This is a genomic window from Paraburkholderia sp. RCC_158 (genome assembly GCF_041355255.1).
Taxonomy (GTDB): Bacteria; Pseudomonadota; Gammaproteobacteria; order Burkholderiales; family Burkholderiaceae; genus Paraburkholderia; species Paraburkholderia graminis.
Map to the genome: position 1 here is coordinate 145536 of NZ_JBFUPM010000003.1, position 17991 is coordinate 163526.

General features: G+C 65.0%; 17 protein-coding genes. 14 read left to right on the plus strand and 3 right to left on the minus strand.

The window, feature by feature from the left end:
* The first annotated feature begins 45 nt into the window (after positions 1-45).
* The 5 genes from AB6809_RS07710 (at position 46) to AB6809_RS07730 (ending at position 5011) form a co-directional block, all read left to right on the plus strand.
* Positions 46-1335 carry an MFS transporter gene (locus tag AB6809_RS07710; protein ID WP_371026260.1) on the plus strand — a complete coding sequence of 430 codons (1290 nt, stop codon included), beginning with the start codon at positions 46-48 and terminating at the stop codon, positions 1333-1335.
* 4 nt (positions 1336-1339) lie between these two features.
* A complete protein-coding gene (locus AB6809_RS07715) occupies positions 1340-2305 on the plus strand; it encodes a 2-hydroxyacid dehydrogenase (protein WP_371026261.1) in 966 nt (321 codons plus the stop codon).
* A 97-nt stretch (positions 2306-2402) separates the two neighbouring features.
* Positions 2403-3503: a LacI family DNA-binding transcriptional regulator gene (locus AB6809_RS07720; RefSeq protein WP_371026262.1), complete on the plus strand. Its 1101-nt coding sequence runs from the start codon at positions 2403-2405 to the stop codon at positions 3501-3503.
* Between the two features lie 168 nt (positions 3504-3671).
* Positions 3672-4544, plus strand: a complete 873-nt coding sequence (locus AB6809_RS07725) for a YhfC family intramembrane metalloprotease (protein ID WP_029968589.1) — start codon at positions 3672-3674, stop codon at positions 4542-4544.
* A 101-nt stretch (positions 4545-4645) separates the two neighbouring features.
* Complete coding sequence (locus AB6809_RS07730; RefSeq protein WP_029968588.1) at positions 4646-5011, plus strand: DUF3022 domain-containing protein; 366 nt, start codon at positions 4646-4648, stop codon at positions 5009-5011.
* 17 nt (positions 5012-5028) lie between these two features.
* Here the strand turns inward: AB6809_RS07730 and AB6809_RS07735 are convergent, their stop codons facing one another.
* Both AB6809_RS07735 and AB6809_RS07740 read right to left on the minus strand, forming a co-directional pair.
* Positions 5029-5466, minus strand: a complete 438-nt coding sequence (locus AB6809_RS07735) for a PGDYG domain-containing protein (protein ID WP_371026263.1) — start codon at positions 5464-5466, stop codon at positions 5029-5031.
* Between the two features lie 243 nt (positions 5467-5709).
* Positions 5710-6234 (minus strand): Spy/CpxP family protein refolding chaperone, encoded by a 525-nt coding sequence (locus tag AB6809_RS07740; RefSeq protein WP_006051717.1) that lies wholly within the window; start codon positions 6232-6234, stop codon positions 5710-5712.
* Between the two features lie 224 nt (positions 6235-6458).
* Between AB6809_RS07740 and AB6809_RS07745 the strand changes: the two genes are divergently transcribed.
* From AB6809_RS07745 to AB6809_RS07755, 3 genes are all read left to right on the plus strand, one after another.
* A complete protein-coding gene (locus AB6809_RS07745; protein ID WP_006051716.1) occupies positions 6459-7343 on the plus strand; it encodes a LysR family transcriptional regulator in 885 nt (294 codons plus the stop codon).
* 70 nt (positions 7344-7413) lie between these two features.
* On the plus strand, positions 7414-7872 hold the full coding sequence (locus AB6809_RS07750) for an Lrp/AsnC family transcriptional regulator (RefSeq protein WP_006051715.1): 459 nt from the start codon (positions 7414-7416) through the stop codon (positions 7870-7872).
* A gap of 276 nt (positions 7873-8148) precedes the next feature.
* A complete protein-coding gene (locus AB6809_RS07755; protein ID WP_029968583.1) occupies positions 8149-9255 on the plus strand; it encodes a saccharopine dehydrogenase family protein in 1107 nt (368 codons plus the stop codon).
* A 68-nt stretch (positions 9256-9323) separates the two neighbouring features.
* Here AB6809_RS07755 and AB6809_RS07760 read toward each other — a convergent pair whose 3' ends face one another.
* Complete coding sequence (locus AB6809_RS07760) at positions 9324-9911, minus strand: AAA family ATPase (RefSeq protein WP_371026264.1); 588 nt, start codon at positions 9909-9911, stop codon at positions 9324-9326.
* Between the two features lie 263 nt (positions 9912-10174).
* Here AB6809_RS07760 and corA point away from each other — a divergent pair, with 263 nt between their 5' ends.
* The 6 genes from corA (at position 10175) to rbsK (ending at position 17599) form a co-directional block, all read left to right on the plus strand.
* The gene (corA, locus tag AB6809_RS07765; protein ID WP_006051712.1) at positions 10175-11152 is read left to right on the plus strand and encodes a magnesium/cobalt transporter CorA; all 978 of its coding nucleotides are present in this window, start codon (positions 10175-10177) and stop codon (positions 11150-11152) included.
* A gap of 355 nt (positions 11153-11507) precedes the next feature.
* The gene (locus AB6809_RS07770) at positions 11508-12470 is read left to right on the plus strand and encodes a sugar ABC transporter substrate-binding protein (RefSeq protein WP_006051711.1); all 963 of its coding nucleotides are present in this window, start codon (positions 11508-11510) and stop codon (positions 12468-12470) included.
* 286 nt (positions 12471-12756) lie between these two features.
* Positions 12757-14352 (plus strand): sugar ABC transporter ATP-binding protein, encoded by a 1596-nt coding sequence (locus AB6809_RS07775; protein WP_371026265.1) that lies wholly within the window; start codon positions 12757-12759, stop codon positions 14350-14352.
* Positions 14349-15422: an ABC transporter permease gene (locus AB6809_RS07780; RefSeq protein ID WP_371026266.1), complete on the plus strand. Its 1074-nt coding sequence runs from the start codon at positions 14349-14351 to the stop codon at positions 15420-15422. Before AB6809_RS07775 ends, AB6809_RS07780 begins: the two co-directional genes overlap by 4 nt.
* Before the next feature lie 147 nt (positions 15423-15569).
* Complete coding sequence (locus tag AB6809_RS07785) at positions 15570-16610, plus strand: LacI family DNA-binding transcriptional regulator (protein ID WP_006051708.1); 1041 nt, start codon at positions 15570-15572, stop codon at positions 16608-16610.
* A gap of 65 nt (positions 16611-16675) precedes the next feature.
* A complete protein-coding gene (rbsK, locus tag AB6809_RS07790; RefSeq protein WP_371026267.1) occupies positions 16676-17599 on the plus strand; it encodes a ribokinase in 924 nt (307 codons plus the stop codon).
* The last annotated feature ends 392 nt before the right edge of the window (positions 17600-17991 follow it).

A 17991-nucleotide genomic window follows, 5' to 3' on the forward strand; every position in this document is an offset into this window, starting at 1 on the left:
GCTCCGTCCATCATTGTTTCGGGAAGCCGTAAAAGGAGACACCCCATGACTTCATCTCTCGCGATCCGCCGCTGGTGGACGATCATGCCGATCGTATTCATCACCTACAGCCTCGCTTATCTCGACCGCGCGAACTACGGTTTCGCGGCGGCCGCCGGCATCAACCAGGACCTGGGCATCAGCAAGGGATTGTCGTCGCTGATCGGCGCGCTGTTCTTCCTCGGTTATTTCTTCTTCCAGATTCCCGGCGCGATTTACGCCGAGCGCCGCAGCGTCAAGAAACTCGTGTTCTGGAGCCTGGTTCTCTGGGGCGGCTGCGCGGCGTTGACCGGCATGGTCAGCAATATTCCGTCGCTGATGGTGATCCGCTTCGTGCTCGGTGTCGTCGAGGCCGCGGTGATGCCGGCGATGCTGATCTTCATCAGCAACTGGTTCACGAAGAACGAGCGCTCGCGCGCCAACACGTTCCTGATTCTCGGCAATCCGGTGACGGTGCTGTGGATGTCGGTCGTGTCCGGTTATCTGGTGCACTCGTTCGGCTGGCGCCATATGTTCATCGCCGAGGGCGTGCCCGCGATTCTGTGGGCCGTGTGCTGGTGGTTCATCGTGCAGGACAAGCCGCAGCAGGTGTCGTGGCTCACGCAGCAGGAGAAGGACACGCTCGCCGAAACGCTGCGCGCCGAGCAGGCCGCGATCAAGCCGGTGCGCAATTACGGCGAAGCGTTCCGCTCGTCGGCCGTCATCAAGCTGTGCGCGCAGTACTTCTGCTGGAGCATCGGCGTGTATGGTTTCGTGCTGTGGCTGCCGTCCATTTTGAAGAACAGCTCGACGCTCGGCATGGTCGAAACCGGCTGGCTGTCGGCGCTGCCGTATCTCGCCGCGACCATCGCGATGCTGGTGGCGTCGTGGGCATCGGATAAACTCAACCGCCGTAAAGTGTTCGTGTGGCCGTTCCTGCTGATCGGCGCGATCGCGTTCGCGGCATCGTATGCGCTCGGCTCCACGCATTTCTGGCTCTCGTATGCGGCGCTCGTGATTGCCGGCGCCGCGATGTACGCGCCGTACGGTCCGTTCTTCGCGATCGTGCCGGAACTGCTGCCGAAGAACGTCGCGGGCGGCGCGATGGCGCTGATCAACAGCATGGGCGCGCTCGGTTCGTTCGTCGGCTCGTATGTGGTCGGCTATCTGAACGGCGCAACCGGATCGCCCGCGGCATCGTACGCGTTCATGAGTGTCGCGCTGATCGCCGCGGTCATCCTCACGCTGATCGTGAAGCCGCAACAGCAGGCGGCAGCGCCGCGGCACAAGCTCGCTACACCGTTGCAAGGAAAATAAGCTGATGAAGAAGATCGTCGCGTGGAAGCCGTTGCCTGAAGATGTGCTTGCGTATCTGCAACAACATGTCGAAGTGGTGCAGGTCGACCCGGCCCGCCATGATGCATTCGTCGCCGCGTTGCGCGAGGCCGACGGCGGCATCGGCGCGAGCGTGAAGATCACGCCGGCCATGCTCGAGGGCGCGACGCGCTTGAAAGCGCTCTCGACGATCTCCGTCGGCTTCGATCAGTTCGACGTCGCCGATCTCACGCGACGCGGCATCGTGCTCGCGCACACGCCGGACGTGCTGACCGAATCCACCGCGGACACGGTGTTCTCGCTGATCCTCGCGTCCGCGCGCCGGGTGGTCGAGCTTGCCGCGTGGGTGAAGGCGCGGCAGTGGCAGCACAGCATCGGGCCCGCGCTATTCGGCGTCGACGTGCAGGGCAAGACGCTTGGCATCGTCGGCCTGGGACGCATTGGCGGCGCGGTCGCGCGGCGTGCGGCGCTCGGTTTCAACATGCAGGTGCTCTATACGAACCGCAGCGCGAACCCCGAGGCCGAAGCGGCTTACGGCGCGCGCCGCGTCGAGTTGGCCGAACTGCTCGCCACTGCCGATTTCGTCTGTCTGCAAGTGCCGCTCACGGAAGAAACGCGGCACATGATCGGCGCAAAAGAACTCGCGTCGATGAAGAAAAGCGCGGTCCTCATCAACGCGTCGCGCGGCGCGATCGTCGACGAAAGCGCGCTGATCGAGGCGCTGCGAAACGGCACGATTCACGGCGCGGGTCTCGACGTGTTCGAGAAGGAACCGTTGCCCGCCGACTCGCCGCTCTTGCAGATGGCGAACGTGGTCGCGCTGCCGCACATCGGCTCGGCGACGCACGAGACGCGTCATGCGATGGCGCGCAATGCCGCCGAAAACCTCGTCGCCGCGCTCGCCGGTACGCTGACGACGAACATCGTCAATCGCGAAGTATTGCAACGGTGACGGCAGTCGCGATGAAGCGTTCGGCGGCCGGGTCGTTCGTTAAGCGACGCATCTTGCGTTGCATGGGGCGTCGCATGGCAGCGAGCGCGAGCACGCGATGAGCGCGACGCCCACATCTCAAGGCGCGCCGCGCCGCGCGACGATCACCGACGTCGCGCGCGAAGCCGGCACCGGCAAGACCAGCATTTCGCGCTATCTGAACGGCGAGATGAGCGTGTTGTCGCCGGAACTGCGCGCACGCATCGAGGCGGCGATCGAGCGGCTCGACTATCAGCCGAATCAGATGGCGCGCGGCCTGAAGCGCGGCCGCAACCGGCTGATCGGCATGCTGCTCGCCGACCTCACGAATCCTTATACCGTCGAAGTGCTGCAAGGCGTCGAGGCCGCATGCCACGCGCTCGGCCTGATGCCGCTCATCTGCCACGCGGCGAACGAAGTGGAGATGGAGCGGCGCTATCTGCAACTGCTCACCACGTATCGCGTCGAAGGCGTGATCGTCAATGCGCTCGGCGTGCGCGAGGAAACGCTGCGGCCGGTGGGCGGCGGCGGGATTCCGGCGGTGCTCGTCGACCGTTCCGTCGAAGGCCTCGCCGCCGACATCGTCGGACTCGACAATCGCGCGGCGGCGGAGCTGGGCACGCGGCATCTGCTGGACAGAGGCTTTCGGGAGATATGGTTCGTCGTGCAGCCGTTCGAGCAGGTCAGCTCCCGGCGGCTGCGCGAGGCGGCGTTTCGGGACGCGATGCGGGCACATGCGGATGCGGGTGCCCATGCCGATGCTGATGCAAGCGCTGCGCAAGGTCATACGCTCGTGCTCAATCTCGCCGACGCCGCGCAAACAGAACACGGCCTCGCGGAACTGGATCGGGCCATCGACACCGCGCATCAACGCGCAGGCAGAATCGGCGTTGATGCCCGCATCGCCGTGTTCGCGGCGAATGCGCCGGTCGCGCTGCGGCTCGCGCTGCATCTGAAGGCGCGTTACGGCGACGCCTGGCAGACACGCGTCGCACTGCTTTCCATCGACGACCCCGAGTGGGCCGAACTGACCGGCATCACGACGATTCGCCAGCCGACCTATGACATCGGCTATCGCGCGGTCGAGTTTCTGCATGAGCGGATCGAGGGCGTGCAGACCACGGCGCGCGACTGTCTGCTGCCGGGGGAGTTGATCGTGCGGGCATCGACGGCGCGCTGACAGGCTCACGCGCTGCGAGCGCACTGCGCGGCACCGCGCGACGTCATTCGCCCCCGCCACTCGCCGCATTTCCCATCCTCGCGAACTTCGCCGCCCGTTTTCCGCCGATCTGCGATCATTCGGGCTGCGGCGCGCAGCGGGTGCGCGCCGGTCATCGCAAGGAAACTCATGGTCGTTGCACCGCTCACTCTGTCGAGCCTCGCGCTCGCGACGCTCGTCGTCGCCGCTTTGCCGTTTGTCATTTACCGCCGCCTGCGCCGGCCGCTTGCGCTGAAGCCGCGCCCGGCGATCGCCGGCATCGCCGTGTTCGCGCTGTTCGCGATGGTCATCGAGCGCGCGCTGAACGATTATGTGCTGCATCGGAACGAGGCGACCGCGACGTTCCTGTCGCATCCGCTGGCGTTCGTCGTGTATGGCGCGCTGGCCGCCGGAATCTGCGAGGAAGTGGGGCGGTTCATCGGCATGCGCCTGCTGATTAAGCGTGCGTCTGCAAGGGCGGCTGCAAGTGCTTCGGCAAGCGCGTCTGCAACGCCCGCGTCCGCGCACCAAACCCCGCGCACCGACGACGGCACTGCGCTCGCGTACGGACTCGGTCATGGCGGCGCGGAAGCGTGGCTCGTCGGCGTAATGGTGCAGGTTCAATGGATTCTGTTCGCCGTGTTCGAAAACCGCGGCCAGCTCGACAGCTATCTGAGCAATCTGCCGACCGAATCGTTGATGCGCATCCATCTGATACTCGCGAGTCTGACGCCGCAAACAGCCGGCATTTTCGCGCTCGAGCGGATCGCGGCGCTCGTCTTCCAGATCGGTTTGTCGGTGCTGATGTGGCGCGGGCTGCGCGCCGGCTGGCGCGGCATCCTGCCGCTCGCGATCGCGCTGCATGCGCTCGTCGACGTGCCCGCCGCGCTGTTCCAGGCGCAGCTCGTGCCGCTTGCCGCTGTCGATGCGGTCTATGCGCTCGCAGCGGTCGTCGTCGTGGGATTGCTGTTCAAGACGTTGCGGCGTCCCGTCGCGGACGCTGTGACGGAACTGCCTCGCTAGGATGATGGCGTCGCTGCGGCCGCTGCGCCGCAGCGGCCTCGATAGCCGCTGCTTTACAATCGACGGCCATCCACCGCATGCCTATGACCTTCGGCACATCCATGGAAGCTTACCAATACGACTGCGCGAATCCCGAGTTCGAGGAATTGGCGCGCGTCATCAGCGATCTCTTTCCCGAGCAGACGCAGTTCATCCAGCGTGCCGCCGAAGACGGCACGCCCACGCTGGCGATTCACTGGGTCGCGATGCGCTTCGGCGCGACCGCGCGACGCATCGTGATGACGGTGCAGATCGCGCCGGCGGCGCTCGCGCGTTACCGCGCGCTGCCTGCGCGCTTGCGCGGCCGCAGCTTCGCGGTGTTGCGCGCGTATGTCGAGGCGAGCATCGGCTCGCTCGAGGAACAGTATGCGAATGGCGAAGCGGTGCCGCGCGAAGTCACCGTGGATCTCGGCGACGAATTTGCGTAACGCGCGCGTGACGTGCTTTAGTCCGCGAGACGGTAGACCTTTGCGAAGCGCGCGGCCTGCACGACGCCGTAATCGCCGGGCGCGTACTGCATGATCCAGTCGCCGGCCACGCCGCGCAGCACGTCGCCGCCGTTCGCCGAGCGGGCCAGCGAAAACGCTTCGTGCATCTGTTTCGCGAGCACGACGGCCGGGCGGTTGCGATAGGCGCCTGGCTCGCCGTGCGTGAGCGCGGCATCGGCGTGAACATACTTCGCGTCGAAGCGTTCACGCGACACGACCCAGCGGTCGCCGGTCGAGCCGGTGATCAGCGCGTCGCCTGGCAGATAGCGGTTCGGGCCTTCGAGGCTCATCAGTTCGCCTTGCGTGGCGGCGAATTCGACGTTGACCGTTTCGTCCTTGACGACACGCCGGGCGGCGGCGTCCTGGCTCAGGTCGAGATTTTTCAGGTGGTTCATGAAGCGGGGCAGAAGGTGTGTTGACGGCGGCGCCGCGAGCTCGATGTGATCGAGCGCGGACTCGCATCATGCCAGACGCATCTTACGGAGCGCTTCTTTTACGGTGCGACGTGCGGGACGCGATGCGATCCGATTCGACGTGATGCAATCCGGCGCACATCGCGATGCGGGCGCGGCGCTCAGAACAAACGGCGTCTAGCTTCGAACCGCGCCGCTTGCATCACGCACCGCGCCTGCAATCCGTTAAGGCTTCACCGTCGCATCGCTCGCCGGAGCCGGAGCCGCTTTGCCGCTCTTGCCCTTGCCGTGATGACGACGCCCGCCCTCAGCACCGCCTTCGCGATGGAACGTCGTATCGGCGAGCTTCTTCTGTTCCGGCGAGAAGCTGTTGTAGAGCGGATCGAATGCGTCCACCAGTTTCTTCACGCCGTCCGCATGGGCCTGCGCGATGGTCGCATACTGCTTCATGTCGTCGAGCGCCGACAGGTTTGTCGCGGCGCGGCGTTCCTTGAACAGCTCGCCCATCGTCTGGCCGTTGCCGCGCATCACGTCGGCGAACGCTTTCCATTGCGGCTCCTGCTCCGGCGTAATCTTCAGTTGCGAATGCAGATAGGCGATGCGGTCTTCGACATTGCGCTCATGCCCAGCTTTCGCGGCGGGCGCGGACGCGGCCGTGCCCGAGGGCGCCGCTGCCGGTGCCGAGGCTTGTTGTGCGAATGCGCCGCTCATCGCGACTGCGGAGGCCAGCAAGACCAGTGCTTTTTTCATCGAAACTCCTGATGTCTATTCGAATTGGGACGATTGGACCAGTGCGTGCGGCGAGCGTTCCGCGTCATGGCGCGGCATAACGTGACATAGCGCTGCATAACTCGCCAGGCGTCATGATGCGGATCGCTCGATCCTTACGGTCGCCGCTATTAGTATCACGATATCCCTACAATGCGGCTCTTGTGCGACAAACGCTTACAACCGAAACGAACAGGAAATAGCGGGTGGATAAATTCGTCAGCATGGAGATTTTCGTGGCCGTGGTGGAGGCGGGCAGCCTCACGGCGGCAGCGGAGCGCTTCGACATTTCGTCGGCGATGGTGGGCAAACACATCCGTTCGCTCGAGACGCGGCTCGGCACGCGGCTGCTCACGCGCACCACGCGCCGTCAAAGCCTGACCGAGATCGGCCGGCAATACTACGAGCAGTGCCGGCGCATTCTCGCGGACGTGAAGGACGCCGAGTCGCTCGCCGAAGCGATGGCCGCCGCGCCGCGCGGCGTGCTGAAGGTGACGGTGCCGCTCACCTACGGCGTCGAAGTCTTCTCTTCGGCGATGACCGATTATCTGAGCGCATGGCCCGACGTCACGCTCGAACTCGACCTGTCGAACCGCATGAGGGACCTCGTCGAAGAGGGTTTCGACGCGGCCGTGCGCATCGGCCATCTGCCGGATTCGAGTTTTGTCGCGCGGCCATTGAAGCCGTATCGCATGCGCGCGTGCGCGTCGCCGGCGTACCTTGCGCGCGCGGGCATTCCGCGCACGCCGGCCGATCTCGCGCATCACGAATGTCTCGGTTTCCTGCATTGGGGCCGCGAGGGGACATGGCGGCTCGGCGGCGAAAGCGCAACGGAAAACCCGCTCCGCGCAGGACGTTTTCGCGCGAATAACGGTCAGGCGCTCAAGGTCGCCGCATTGCGCGGCTTCGGCCTCGTGCTGCAACCGGAGGCGCTGCTCGCACGCGAGATCGAGAGCGGAGAACTGGTGTCGGTGCTGGAAGAGCATCTGCCGCAAGGCGCGCCCGTGCATCTCGTCTATCCGCGCGATCGGCGCGCCACGCCCAAGCTGACCAGCTTCATCGACTTCGTGATCGAGCGCTTCGGCGTTTGAAGACGCGCCGCATAGCACTGAAGACGCGCGATAATCCGCACCACTCCGACCACTTCTTCTTCCTTCTCCGATGAGACCTCCGCGCCTCGACCAACTCGACGATCTCGACCGCAACCTCGTGGCGCTGCTGCAGGCAAACGCGCGAGAAAGCGTCGCCAATCTCGCGCGCCAGCTCGGCGTTGCGCGTACCACCGTGATCGCCAGAATCGCGCGGCTCGAGCGCAGCAACGTGATCGCGGGCTACAGCGTGCGGCTCGGCCAGGACGTGCTCGATTCGAGCATCTATGCGTATGTGGGGATCATCATCGCGCCGAAGCATGGGCCCGCTGTGCAAAAGCGCCTCGGCAAGATGCCCGAGGTGCAACTGCTATGCGCGGTGAGCGGCGAATTCGACTACGTCGCCTGGCTGCGTGCGGATTCGCCCGATCGTCTGAACGATCTGCTCGATCAGATCGGCGGACTCGAGGGCGTGGAGCGGACCACGACCTCGATCATTCTCGCGCGCAAGATTGATCGCGGCATGGTGTGAAGCGCACGTTGCCGACGTTTTTTAGATGCTCTTTTATGGCGCTTTTGACGCGTTCCTGACGTTTCGTCGGCGTGGCTCGTCAAAACGTCGAAGTTGATGGTCATTGCGCAGCATTTTGCGCGTATGAACTGGTTTTGCTTCTCCCTACACTGTCGTTCGAGGGTTCAGCCCGCCGCGCGCCGCGCTCAATCGCGGCGCACCTGAAGCTGGAGACAGCGCACGAAATGAACCGGACGAGGTGCTCACGCGCCGCTCCGATCGACAAAGGAGAAGAACATGAAAGTTGCCATCGTTGGTGCAGGTCTGATCGGTCACACCATTGCGCATATGCTGCGCGAAACCGGCGACTATGACGTCGTCGCATTCGACCGCGATCAGCCCGCGCTCGACAAACTCGCCGCGCAAGGCATTGCGACCCGCCGCGTGGATTCCGCCGATGCCGCCGCACTGCGCGCCGCGATTCATGGCTTCGATGCGCTCGTCAATGCACTGCCGTATTATCTCGCGGTGAACGTGGCCGCTGCCGCCAAGGGCGCAGGCGTGCATTATTTCGACTTAACCGAAGACGTGCGCGCGACCCACGCAATCCGCGCGATCGCCGACGACGCCGAACACGCATTCATGCCGCAATGCGGTCTCGCGCCGGGCTTCATCGGCATTGCCGCGCACGAACTCGCGAACCGCTTCACGGAGATTCGCGACGTGAAGATGCGGGTCGGCGCGCTGCCGCAATTCCCGACCAATGCGCTGAAGTACAACCTGACGTGGAGCGTCGACGGCCTCATCAACGAATATTGCCAGCCGTGCGAAGCGATTCGCGACAGTCGCACGCAGTGGGTGCAGCCGCTCGAAGGCCTCGAACATTTTTCGCTCGACGGCACCGAGTACGAAGCGTTCAATACATCGGGCGGTTTGGGTACGCTGTGCGAAACGCTGTCGGGCCGCGTCGAATCGCTCGATTACAAGTCGGTGCGCTATCCGGGCCACCGCAATCTGATGCAGTTCCTGCTCGAAGACCTGCGTCTTTCCAGCGACCGCGATACGCTCAAGAGCATCATGCGCCGCTCGGTGCCGTCGACCGCGCAAGACGTGGTGCTCGTGTTCATCACCGTGAGCGGCATGCGCGACGGGCAACTGGTGCAGGAAGTGTTTACCCGCAAGATCTTCGCGAAGACAGTTTGCGGCGTGCCGATGAGCGCGATCCAGATCACGACGGCTGGCGCAATGTGCGCGGTGCTCGATCTGTTCCGCGAAAAGAAGCTGCCGCAACGCGGCTTCGTGCGTCAGGAGCAGGTGTCGCTGCGCGACTTCCTCGGCAACCGCTTCGGCCAGCTTTATGAAGGGCAAACTCTGGACTCGCTGCAAACACTCGCGACGGTTTGACGAACCATCTTCGATAGAGGCTGGAAGCGCAAACGCCCCATATGTGGGGCGTTTGCGCGTTTTTTCGTTTACTGCGGCTCGCCGAGAATACGCGCGAGCAGCGCATCGTAATCGGCCGCGCTCGGCGCCGTGTTATCGAACATCAGCAGATCGTTGCAGATGTCGCCGGCCGGCACGAAGCGCCGCTGACGGTATTCGTCCCAATGGGCGAGTTTGTACGCGTCGTTCGGATTGGCGCGCGCGACGATTCGCTGGTGCGCAGTCTCCTCCGATACATGCACCCACACCACGCGCACGCTGACATCGTCGCCGACGCCGAGCCACGCGCGATCGAAAAGCCGCCGTTCGCGGACTTCGCGTGACAGCGGCCCGACCACCAGTGCGCTCACGCCGAGTTCGAGATTATCGCGCGCGGTGTCGATGAGCCCGCGATATTCCGGCTCGCGCAGATGCTCAAGGAACAGCGGGCTGTCGCGATCGTTCGGGTCGCCTGTCAGCATGCCCATCGCGGCCGCGCTATAGCCGCCGTACAGCGTGTCCTTGTCGAGCAGACAGAAGGGCGACCCGGTTGCTTTCATCAACCTGCCGATCAGCATTTTTGCGAGCGTCGTCTTGCCGGTGCCCGCGTGACCGCAAATAAAAACGAGGCGGCTCACGACAAGCTGTCCTCCATCCGAACCGCCGCGGCACTAGTGGACATCGAATTCAAATACCACATTGCAGTCTCCTTACTGTCTTCCTTTGCATCGATCATGAAGAAGAACGCAGAGGCGCGCAAGCGCCAGGGCCTTTAACAAATCGATACATGAGCGCAGCCCGCAGCCCTTAACATGACGGTTACTTGTTCCATTCATGCAGAGGGGCTTGCACGCGTGTGCGGCGATGCAGCCCGCTCTGTTCCGCTTTCAGGGTAACCAACATGCTGATCAATTGCGCCGCCTATCAGGACGGCCGGAAGCTGGCAGACATCGACATCGATAGCATCAGCGACTACGTCGCGCGGCCCGAGTGTTTCGTGTGGGTCGCGTTGAAAGATCCGGGCCCGGGCGAACTCGCGGTGATGAAGCACGAGTTCGGTCTGCACGACCTCGCAATCGAAGACGCGCAGAACGGTCATCAACGGCCGAAGATCGAGGAGTACGGCGAGTCGCTGTTCGCGGTCATGCACACCGTCGAGATGGACGAGGACGGCGAACTGCTGCTCGGCGAGGTCGACGTATTCGTCGGAGCGAACTATGTGCTGTCGGTGCGGCGCGGCACGCGCGCGGGTTTTCAGAACGTGCGGGCGCGCTGCGAGCGCGAGCCGCAGTTGCTGAAGGCGGGCTCCGCGTTCGTGCTGTATGCGCTTGCGGACGACATCGTCGACCGTTATTTCCCGATCATCGACGCGGTGAACACCGAGATCGAAGCCATCGAAGACCGCATTTTCGAGCGCAACAATTCGGCGGCATCGCGCGCGATCATTCAGGATCTGTATTCGCTGAAGCGGCGCCTCGTGATTCTTCAGCATCACATCGCGCCGCTGCAGGAAGCGATCAGCAAGCTCACGGGCGGGCGCATTCCGAGTGTCTGCGAAGGCATGCAGGCTTACTTTCGCGACGTGTACGACCACCTTGAGCGGATCGTGCGGATCATCGACGGACGGCGCGAGATGGTCGTGACCGCGGTGCAGGTGAACCTCGGCATGATTTCGCTCGCGGAGAACGAAGTGACCAAGCGGCTCGGTTCGTTCGCCGCGCTGTTCGCGGTGCCGACGATGATCGCCGGCATCTACGGCATGAATTTTCAGAACATCCCCGAGCTGCATTTCCGCTACGGTTATCCGCTTTGCCTGGGGATCATGCTCACCGTCGACGTGATCCTCTACTGGCGTTTTCGCAAGGCCGGCTGGCTCTGAGCGCAAAGCCGCGCTTGCGCGCCGGTCCTGCTTGCACGCGGCGCAATAAAAGTCCAGCATAGGCGGCCCGTCGGCGGCGGAGATTGCAGCCGACGGCAACACCGTCACACGCGGACACAAGCGAGGACCCATTGCCAACCATCGTCTGCCGGACGGTCTGCGAGGCGTTTCGGCGCCCGGCCGTCGAGCGCTTTTGCGAGCCGCCCCGACGCGCCGCATTTTTTGCGCGCCGATGCACTGCAACACTTCGGATCGTTGACAGTTTGGCCGCGATGCGCTGAGAATGAGTCCCGCAAACGTTTGCGCGTAACTAAAAATACGGCTCGACAGAGCCTGACAAACCCAGGAGATATGCATGAGCAATCGCATTCGCCGCCGCATCGTGGCGGCCGCAATCCTCGCCACCGCCAGCACCGCCTTGCCGTTTTCCGCCGCCTATGCCCAGACGGCGCCCGCTCATAAGCCCAAAGTCGCGCTCGTCATGAAGTCGCTCGCCAACGAGTTCTTCCTCACGATGGAAAACGGCGCGAAGGACTATCAGAAGCACAACCCGTCGCAGTTCGACCTGATCACGAACGGCATCAAGGACGAGACCGATACGGCGAACCAGATCCGCATCGTCGAACAGATGATCGTCTCGAAGGTCGACGCGATCGTGCTGGCGCCGGCCGACTCGAAGGCGCTCGTGCCGGTCGTGAAGAAAGCGGTGGACGCGGGCATCATCGTCGTGAATATCGACAACCGGCTCGACCCGGACGTGCTCAAGTCGAAAGACCTGAACGTGCCCTTCGTCGGACCGGATAACCGCAAGGGCGCGCAGAAGGTCGGCGACTATCTCGCGAAGAAGCTGAAGGCGGGCGACGAGGTCGGCATCCTCGAAGGCGTGTCGACCACGACCAATGCGCAGCAGCGCACGGCCGGCTTCAAGGACGCGATGCAGGCGGTCGGCGCCAAGGTGGTGTCCGTGCAGTCGGGCGAATGGGAAATCGACAAGGGCAACGCGGTCGCTTCCGCGATGCTCAACGAGTACCCGAACCTGAAGGCGCTGCTCGCGGGCAACGACAACATGGCGATCGGCGCGGTTTCCGCGATCCGCGCGGCAGGCAAGCAGGGCAAGGTGATGGTGGTCGGTTACGACAACATCAACGCGATCAAGCCGATGCTGAAGGACGGCCGCGTGCTCGCCACCGCCGACCAGTACGCCGCCAAGCAGGCCGTGTTCGGCATCGACACCGCGCTGAAAGCGTTGAGCGAGCACAAGAAGCAGTCGCAGTTGTCGGGCGTGGTGGAAACGCCGTGCGACCTGGTGACGAAATAAGCGCCGCCACGCATGACCGACTAGCAGGGCGCGCGGATTCGCGCCGCATCAGCACGCGAATCCGCGCCTACTATTCAATGAACGCTCAATAGCCGCTCAAGAAACCCGCCGGGCCGCCGTTAATTCAGAGGTAAGCGTCATGACGGCGGCCGTGCGGCGAGAGGGAGCGCGGCCAGAGCGCCTGCGCATTCCGCGCATTGGGCCGGCATTGACCGCGCGGCGCCCGGCGCCGTCTCGCCCGAGCGGATCGTGCGAGACGCGCCTCGCGCCGCGAAACAGGATCGCGATGGATTCAACCGACCACGACGCCTTGCCTGCCGTGCTGTCCGTCAGCGGCATCGGCAAGACCTACGCCGAACCGGTGCTCGCCGACGTGTCTTTGTCGCTGCGCGCCGGCGAGGTATTGGCGCTCACCGGCGAGAACGGCGCCGGCAAGAGCACGCTGTCCAAGATCATCGGCGGACTCGTCGAGCCGACCGCCGGCACCATGCAGCTTGCCGGGAAACCGTATGCACCGGCGAGCCGCACCCAAGCCGAGGCGCTCGGCGTGCGCATGGTGATGCAGGAGCTGAATCTGCTGCCGACGTTGTCGGTGGCCGAGAATCTGTTCCTGAACCGCTTGCCGCGCGCGGGCGCGTTCAGCTTCGGCTGGATCGATCGCCGCAAGCTGCGCGAGGACGCGCGTCACGCGATGGCGCAAGTCGGGCTCGACGCGATCGACCCCGATACGCTCGTCGGCGAGCTTGGCATCGGTCATCAGCAGATGGTGGAGATCGCGCGCAATCTGATCGACGACTGCCGCGTGCTGATTCTCGACGAGCCGACCGCGATGCTGACCGCGCGCGAAGTCGATCTGCTGTTCGAGCAGATCGAGCGCCTGAAGGCGCGCGGCGTCGCGCTCGTCTATATCTCGCACCGGCTCGAGGAACTGGCGCGAGTCGCCGGGCAGATCGCGGTGCTGCGCGACGGCCGCCTCGTGCACGTCGACGCAATGGCCAATCTGACGAGCGACGAAATCGTCACGTGGATGGTCGGCCGCGAGCTTGGCGAGCAGATCGATCTCGGCGTGCGCAAGATCGGCGCGCCGCTCTTGCGGGTCGAGCGGCTTTCGCGCGGCAAGGTGGTCCGCGACGTGTCGTTCGAAGTCCGCGCGGGCGAGATTTTCGGCATCAGCGGGCTGATCGGCGCGGGCCGTACGGAGTTGATGCGGCTGATTTACGGCGCCGACCCAAAAGACGGCGGCACGGTGGCGCTGGCTCCGACGCCTGGCGCACCGCCTGCGCCGGTCAGGATCGATTCGCCGTCGGACGCGGTGCGCGCGGGCATCGCGCTCATCACCGAAGACCGCAAAGGCGAGGGCCTGCTGCTGCCGCAACCGATCGCGGCGAACGTGTCGCTCGGCAACATCGGCAGCGTGGCGCGGCACGGCATCGTCGATGCAAAGCGCGAGAACGCGCTGGCGAAAAAGCAGATGGACGCGATGCGGATTCGCAGCTCCGGCCCGGCGCAGATTGTCGGCGAGCTGTCGGGCGGCAATCAGCAGAAGGTCGTGATCGGCCGCTGGCTCGCGCGCGATTGCCGCGTGCTGTTATTCGACGAACCCACGCGCGGCATCGACGTCGGCGCGAAGTTCGATATTTATGGCTTGATGGGCGCGCTGGCTCGTGAAGGGCGCGCGCTCGTCGTGGTGTCGAGCGATCTGCGCGAACTGATGCTGATCTGCGACCGGATCGGCGTGATGTCGGCGGGAAGCCTGACCGGTGTGTTCGAGCGCGGCACGTGGTCGCAAGACGCGTTGCTGGCCGCCGCTTTCGCCGGCTATCGCGGCCGCGAAGCGCTGTTGCACGACCTCGACGCCAATGAAGCAGGGAGTTTGTCATGACCGATCAATCGTTGCGCGACGCGCCGGGCGCGAAACATGGCGCGGATGGGAGCAAGGCCGCCGCGAATGCGAATGCAAACGCCGCGCCGCCGGCCGATCCGTCGGCGCCGCTCGCGAGCGGCAAACCCGCGGGCACCCGGCTCGGCTTTTCGAACTACCTCGGCCTCGCCGGTGCGCTGCTCGCCATGATCGTGCTGTTCTCGCTACTGAGTTCGCACTTTCTGACGTATGACACGTTCAGCACGATCGCCAACCAGATTCCGGATCTGGTGGTGATGTCGGTCGGCATGACGTTCGTGCTGATCATCGCCGGCATCGATCTGTCGGTCGGGTCGGTGCTTGCGCTTGGCGCGTCGGTGGTGAGCGTGGCCGCGCTGAAGTGGGGCTGGGGCCCGCTGCCGTCGGCGCTGCTCGGCGTCGCAGCCGCCGCGCTGACCGGCACGGTCACCGGCGCGGTCACGGTCGGCTGGCGGATTCCGTCGTTCATCGTGTCGCTCGGCGTGCTCGAAGCGGCGCGCGGCCTCGCGTATCAGATGACGAATTCGCGCACCGCCTATATCGGCGATGCGTTCGATTTTCTGTCGGACCCGATCGCGGTCGGCATCTCGCCGGCCTTCCTGATCGCGGTGGCGGTGATGGTCATCGCGCAACTGGTGCTCACGCGCACCGTGTTTGGCCGCTACCTGGTCGGCATCGGCACCAACGAGGAAGCCGTGCGGCTCGCGGGCGTCAATCCGCGGCCGTATAAGGTGATCGTGTTCGCGTTGATGGGCGCGCTCGCGGGCCTTGCGTCGCTGTTCCAGATTTCGCGGCTGGAAGCGGCTGACCCGAACGCGGGCGTCGGCATGGAACTGCAGGTGATCGCGGCCGTGGTGATCGGCGGCACGAGTCTGATGGGCGGGCGCGGTTCGGTCATCAGTACGTTTTTTGGCGTGTTGATCATTTCGGTGCTGGCGGCCGGCCTCGCACAGATCGGCGCGAACGAGCCGACCAAGCGGATGATCACCGGCGCGGTGATCGTGGTCGCGGTGGTGCTGGATACGTATCGCAGCCGCCGCAAACGCGCCTGACATGTTCAGCGTAACGTGTGGCGGGTGCCAGAAGGGCGATTTGCGGTAAAGCGTAAGAATTCACGAGTACGGCGTGTTCGATGAGGACGTCCCGGGGTCGGCGCAAAGTCTGACTGGCGGGAAAAACAGGCGGGAGAGCAACAGGTTATGGCGACGATCAAGGATGTAGCAGCCGTGGCGGGCGTGTCCTTCACGACGGTATCGCACGTCGTGAACAACTCGCGGCCGGTGTCGGCCGACGTGCGCGCGAAGGTCGAGCTCGCCATCCGCCAGCTTCACTATGTGCCCTCGGCGGTGGCCCGTTCGCTGAAGGCGCGCGCCACCGCGACCATCGGACTCGTGGTGCCGAACAGCACCAACCCGTATTTCGCGGAACTGGCGCGCGGCATCGAGGACGGTTGCTCCCGCAACGGCTACTGCGTGTTTTTCTGCAATTCCGACGACGACCCCGCGAAGCAGCGCAACTATCTGCGTGTGCTGCAGGAAAAGCGTATCGACGGGCTGATCGTCGCGTCCGCCGGCGACGACGCGGTCCTCGCGCAGACGCTTGCCGACGCTCGCGAGCCGCTTGTGATCGTCGACCGCAATATTGAAGGCGTGAACGCGGACCTCGTGCAGATCGATCACGAGAAGGGCGCGTATCTCGCCACGCGTCATCTGCTGGAACTCGGGCACGTGCGGATCGGCTGCATTAGCGGGCCGGTCGACACGGCGGTGAGCGCGATGCGCGTGCACGGCTTCATTCGCGCGATGAGCGAGCGCGGCATCGAGATTCCGCCGGACGCGATCGTCGAAAGCGATTTTTCGGGCACCGGCGGCCATCGCGCGGCGGCGCAACTGTTCGATACCGTGAAGCCGTCGGCGATCTTCGCCTGCAACGACATGATGGGCATCGGCGCGCTGCGCGCGGCGGCGGAGCGCAATATCAGCGTGCCGCGCGACTGCTCGATCATCGGTTTCGACGACATCGAACTCGGGCGCTTCACCTATCCGGCGCTGTCGACGGTCGGGCAGTCGGTGCGCGCGCTCGGCGACATGGCCGCACAGACGCTGATCGAACGGATTGCCGGCAAGTCGTCGGCGAACGCGCGGCCGGGGGGGCGCAGGCGCGTCGTGTCGCCGCGGCTGATCGTGCGCGAATCGACGGCGACGTGGGCGGGCGCGGGAAAGCGTCATCTGGCCGCGTGATCGATCGGGTCTGAGTGCAGCAATCGCGTATCGGCAGGTTAAAGGCAGGAGAACGGGAGAAATGAGTGGCCAGTAAGGAAACGCGCTCACGCGTGGCAGTGGTCGGCAGTCTGAACATGGATCTGGTGGCGCGCGCGCCGCGTCTGCCGCATCCCGGCGAAACGCTGGCCGGCCGCACCTTCGCGCAGGTCGCGGGCGGCAAGGGCGGCAACCAGGCGGTGGCCGCAGCGAGGCTCGGCGCGCAGGTGTCGATGCTCGGCTGCGTCGGCGCCGATGCGAACGGCGCGCAATTGCGCGCGGGGCTGGAGGCGGAAGGCATCGACTGCGCGGCGCTCGAAACCGGCCGCGAGGCGACGGGCGTGGCGCTGATCGTCGTCGACGATGCGAGTCAGAACGCGATTGTGATCGTCGCCGGCAGCAACGGCGAGGTCACGCCTGAGACGATCGCGCGCCACGAAGCGGTGCTGGCCACCGCCGACGTGGTGATCTGCCAGCTCGAAACGCCGCTCGCCACGGTGCATGCGGCGCTTGCCGCGGCGCGGCGGCTCGGCAAGACGGTCATTCTGAACCCCGCGCCGGCCACCGGGCCGCTGCCCGCCGAGTGGCTGCCGCTGATCGACTATCTGATTCCGAACGAGCTGGAAGCCGCGACGCTCACCGGCTTGCCGGTCGGCTCGCCGGAAGAAGCGGCGACGGCCGCTGCCGTGCTGCGCGCGGCGGGCGCGCGCAATGTTCTGGTGACGCTCGGCCCGCGCGGTGTGCAGGCGGCGCTCGAAGGCGCGGCGCCTGTGCTGTACGACGCGCCGAAAGTCGAAGCCGTCGATACGACGGCGGCCGGCGACACGTTCATCGGCGGGTTCGCCGCGCAGCTCGCGGAAGGTGCGGACGTGGATGCGGCGATCCGCTTCGCGCAGCGCGCTGCGGCGCTGTCGGTGACGCGCGCCGGCGCTCAGCCTTCGATTCCGACGCGGGCGGAGTTGGGCGGGTAGGTTGTTGGGGGCGACGCTGAACTGCGCTCGCCTGGTCTCTTCCTGGTAGTTCAAAGGCTCGGGTTCGGCTGTGCAGCGCAGACGCGGTGCGCCCAAGCGCGCGCGGGCCAGCTTGCCCGCTTAAACTCGCCATTGCCGCCCGAGCCGTAGACGCGCGGCCCAAGCCGCAGGTCTCCTTTCCCGCAACTCAAAGCCCTCACATTGCCGCTCGAGCCGCAGACGCCTCGCGGCAAGCTGCATTCGTCCGTCGCTCCCAGCTTGTCCCTGCGCAGCCTTGCAACTACCGCCCCCCCGCTCAGCCATCCTACCACCCAACTTGTAACTCTTTCCGCCTCGTCTCCCGCCTTTCCTCAGACGTATAAAAACTTCAAGTCCGCATCGCAACTGCCGTT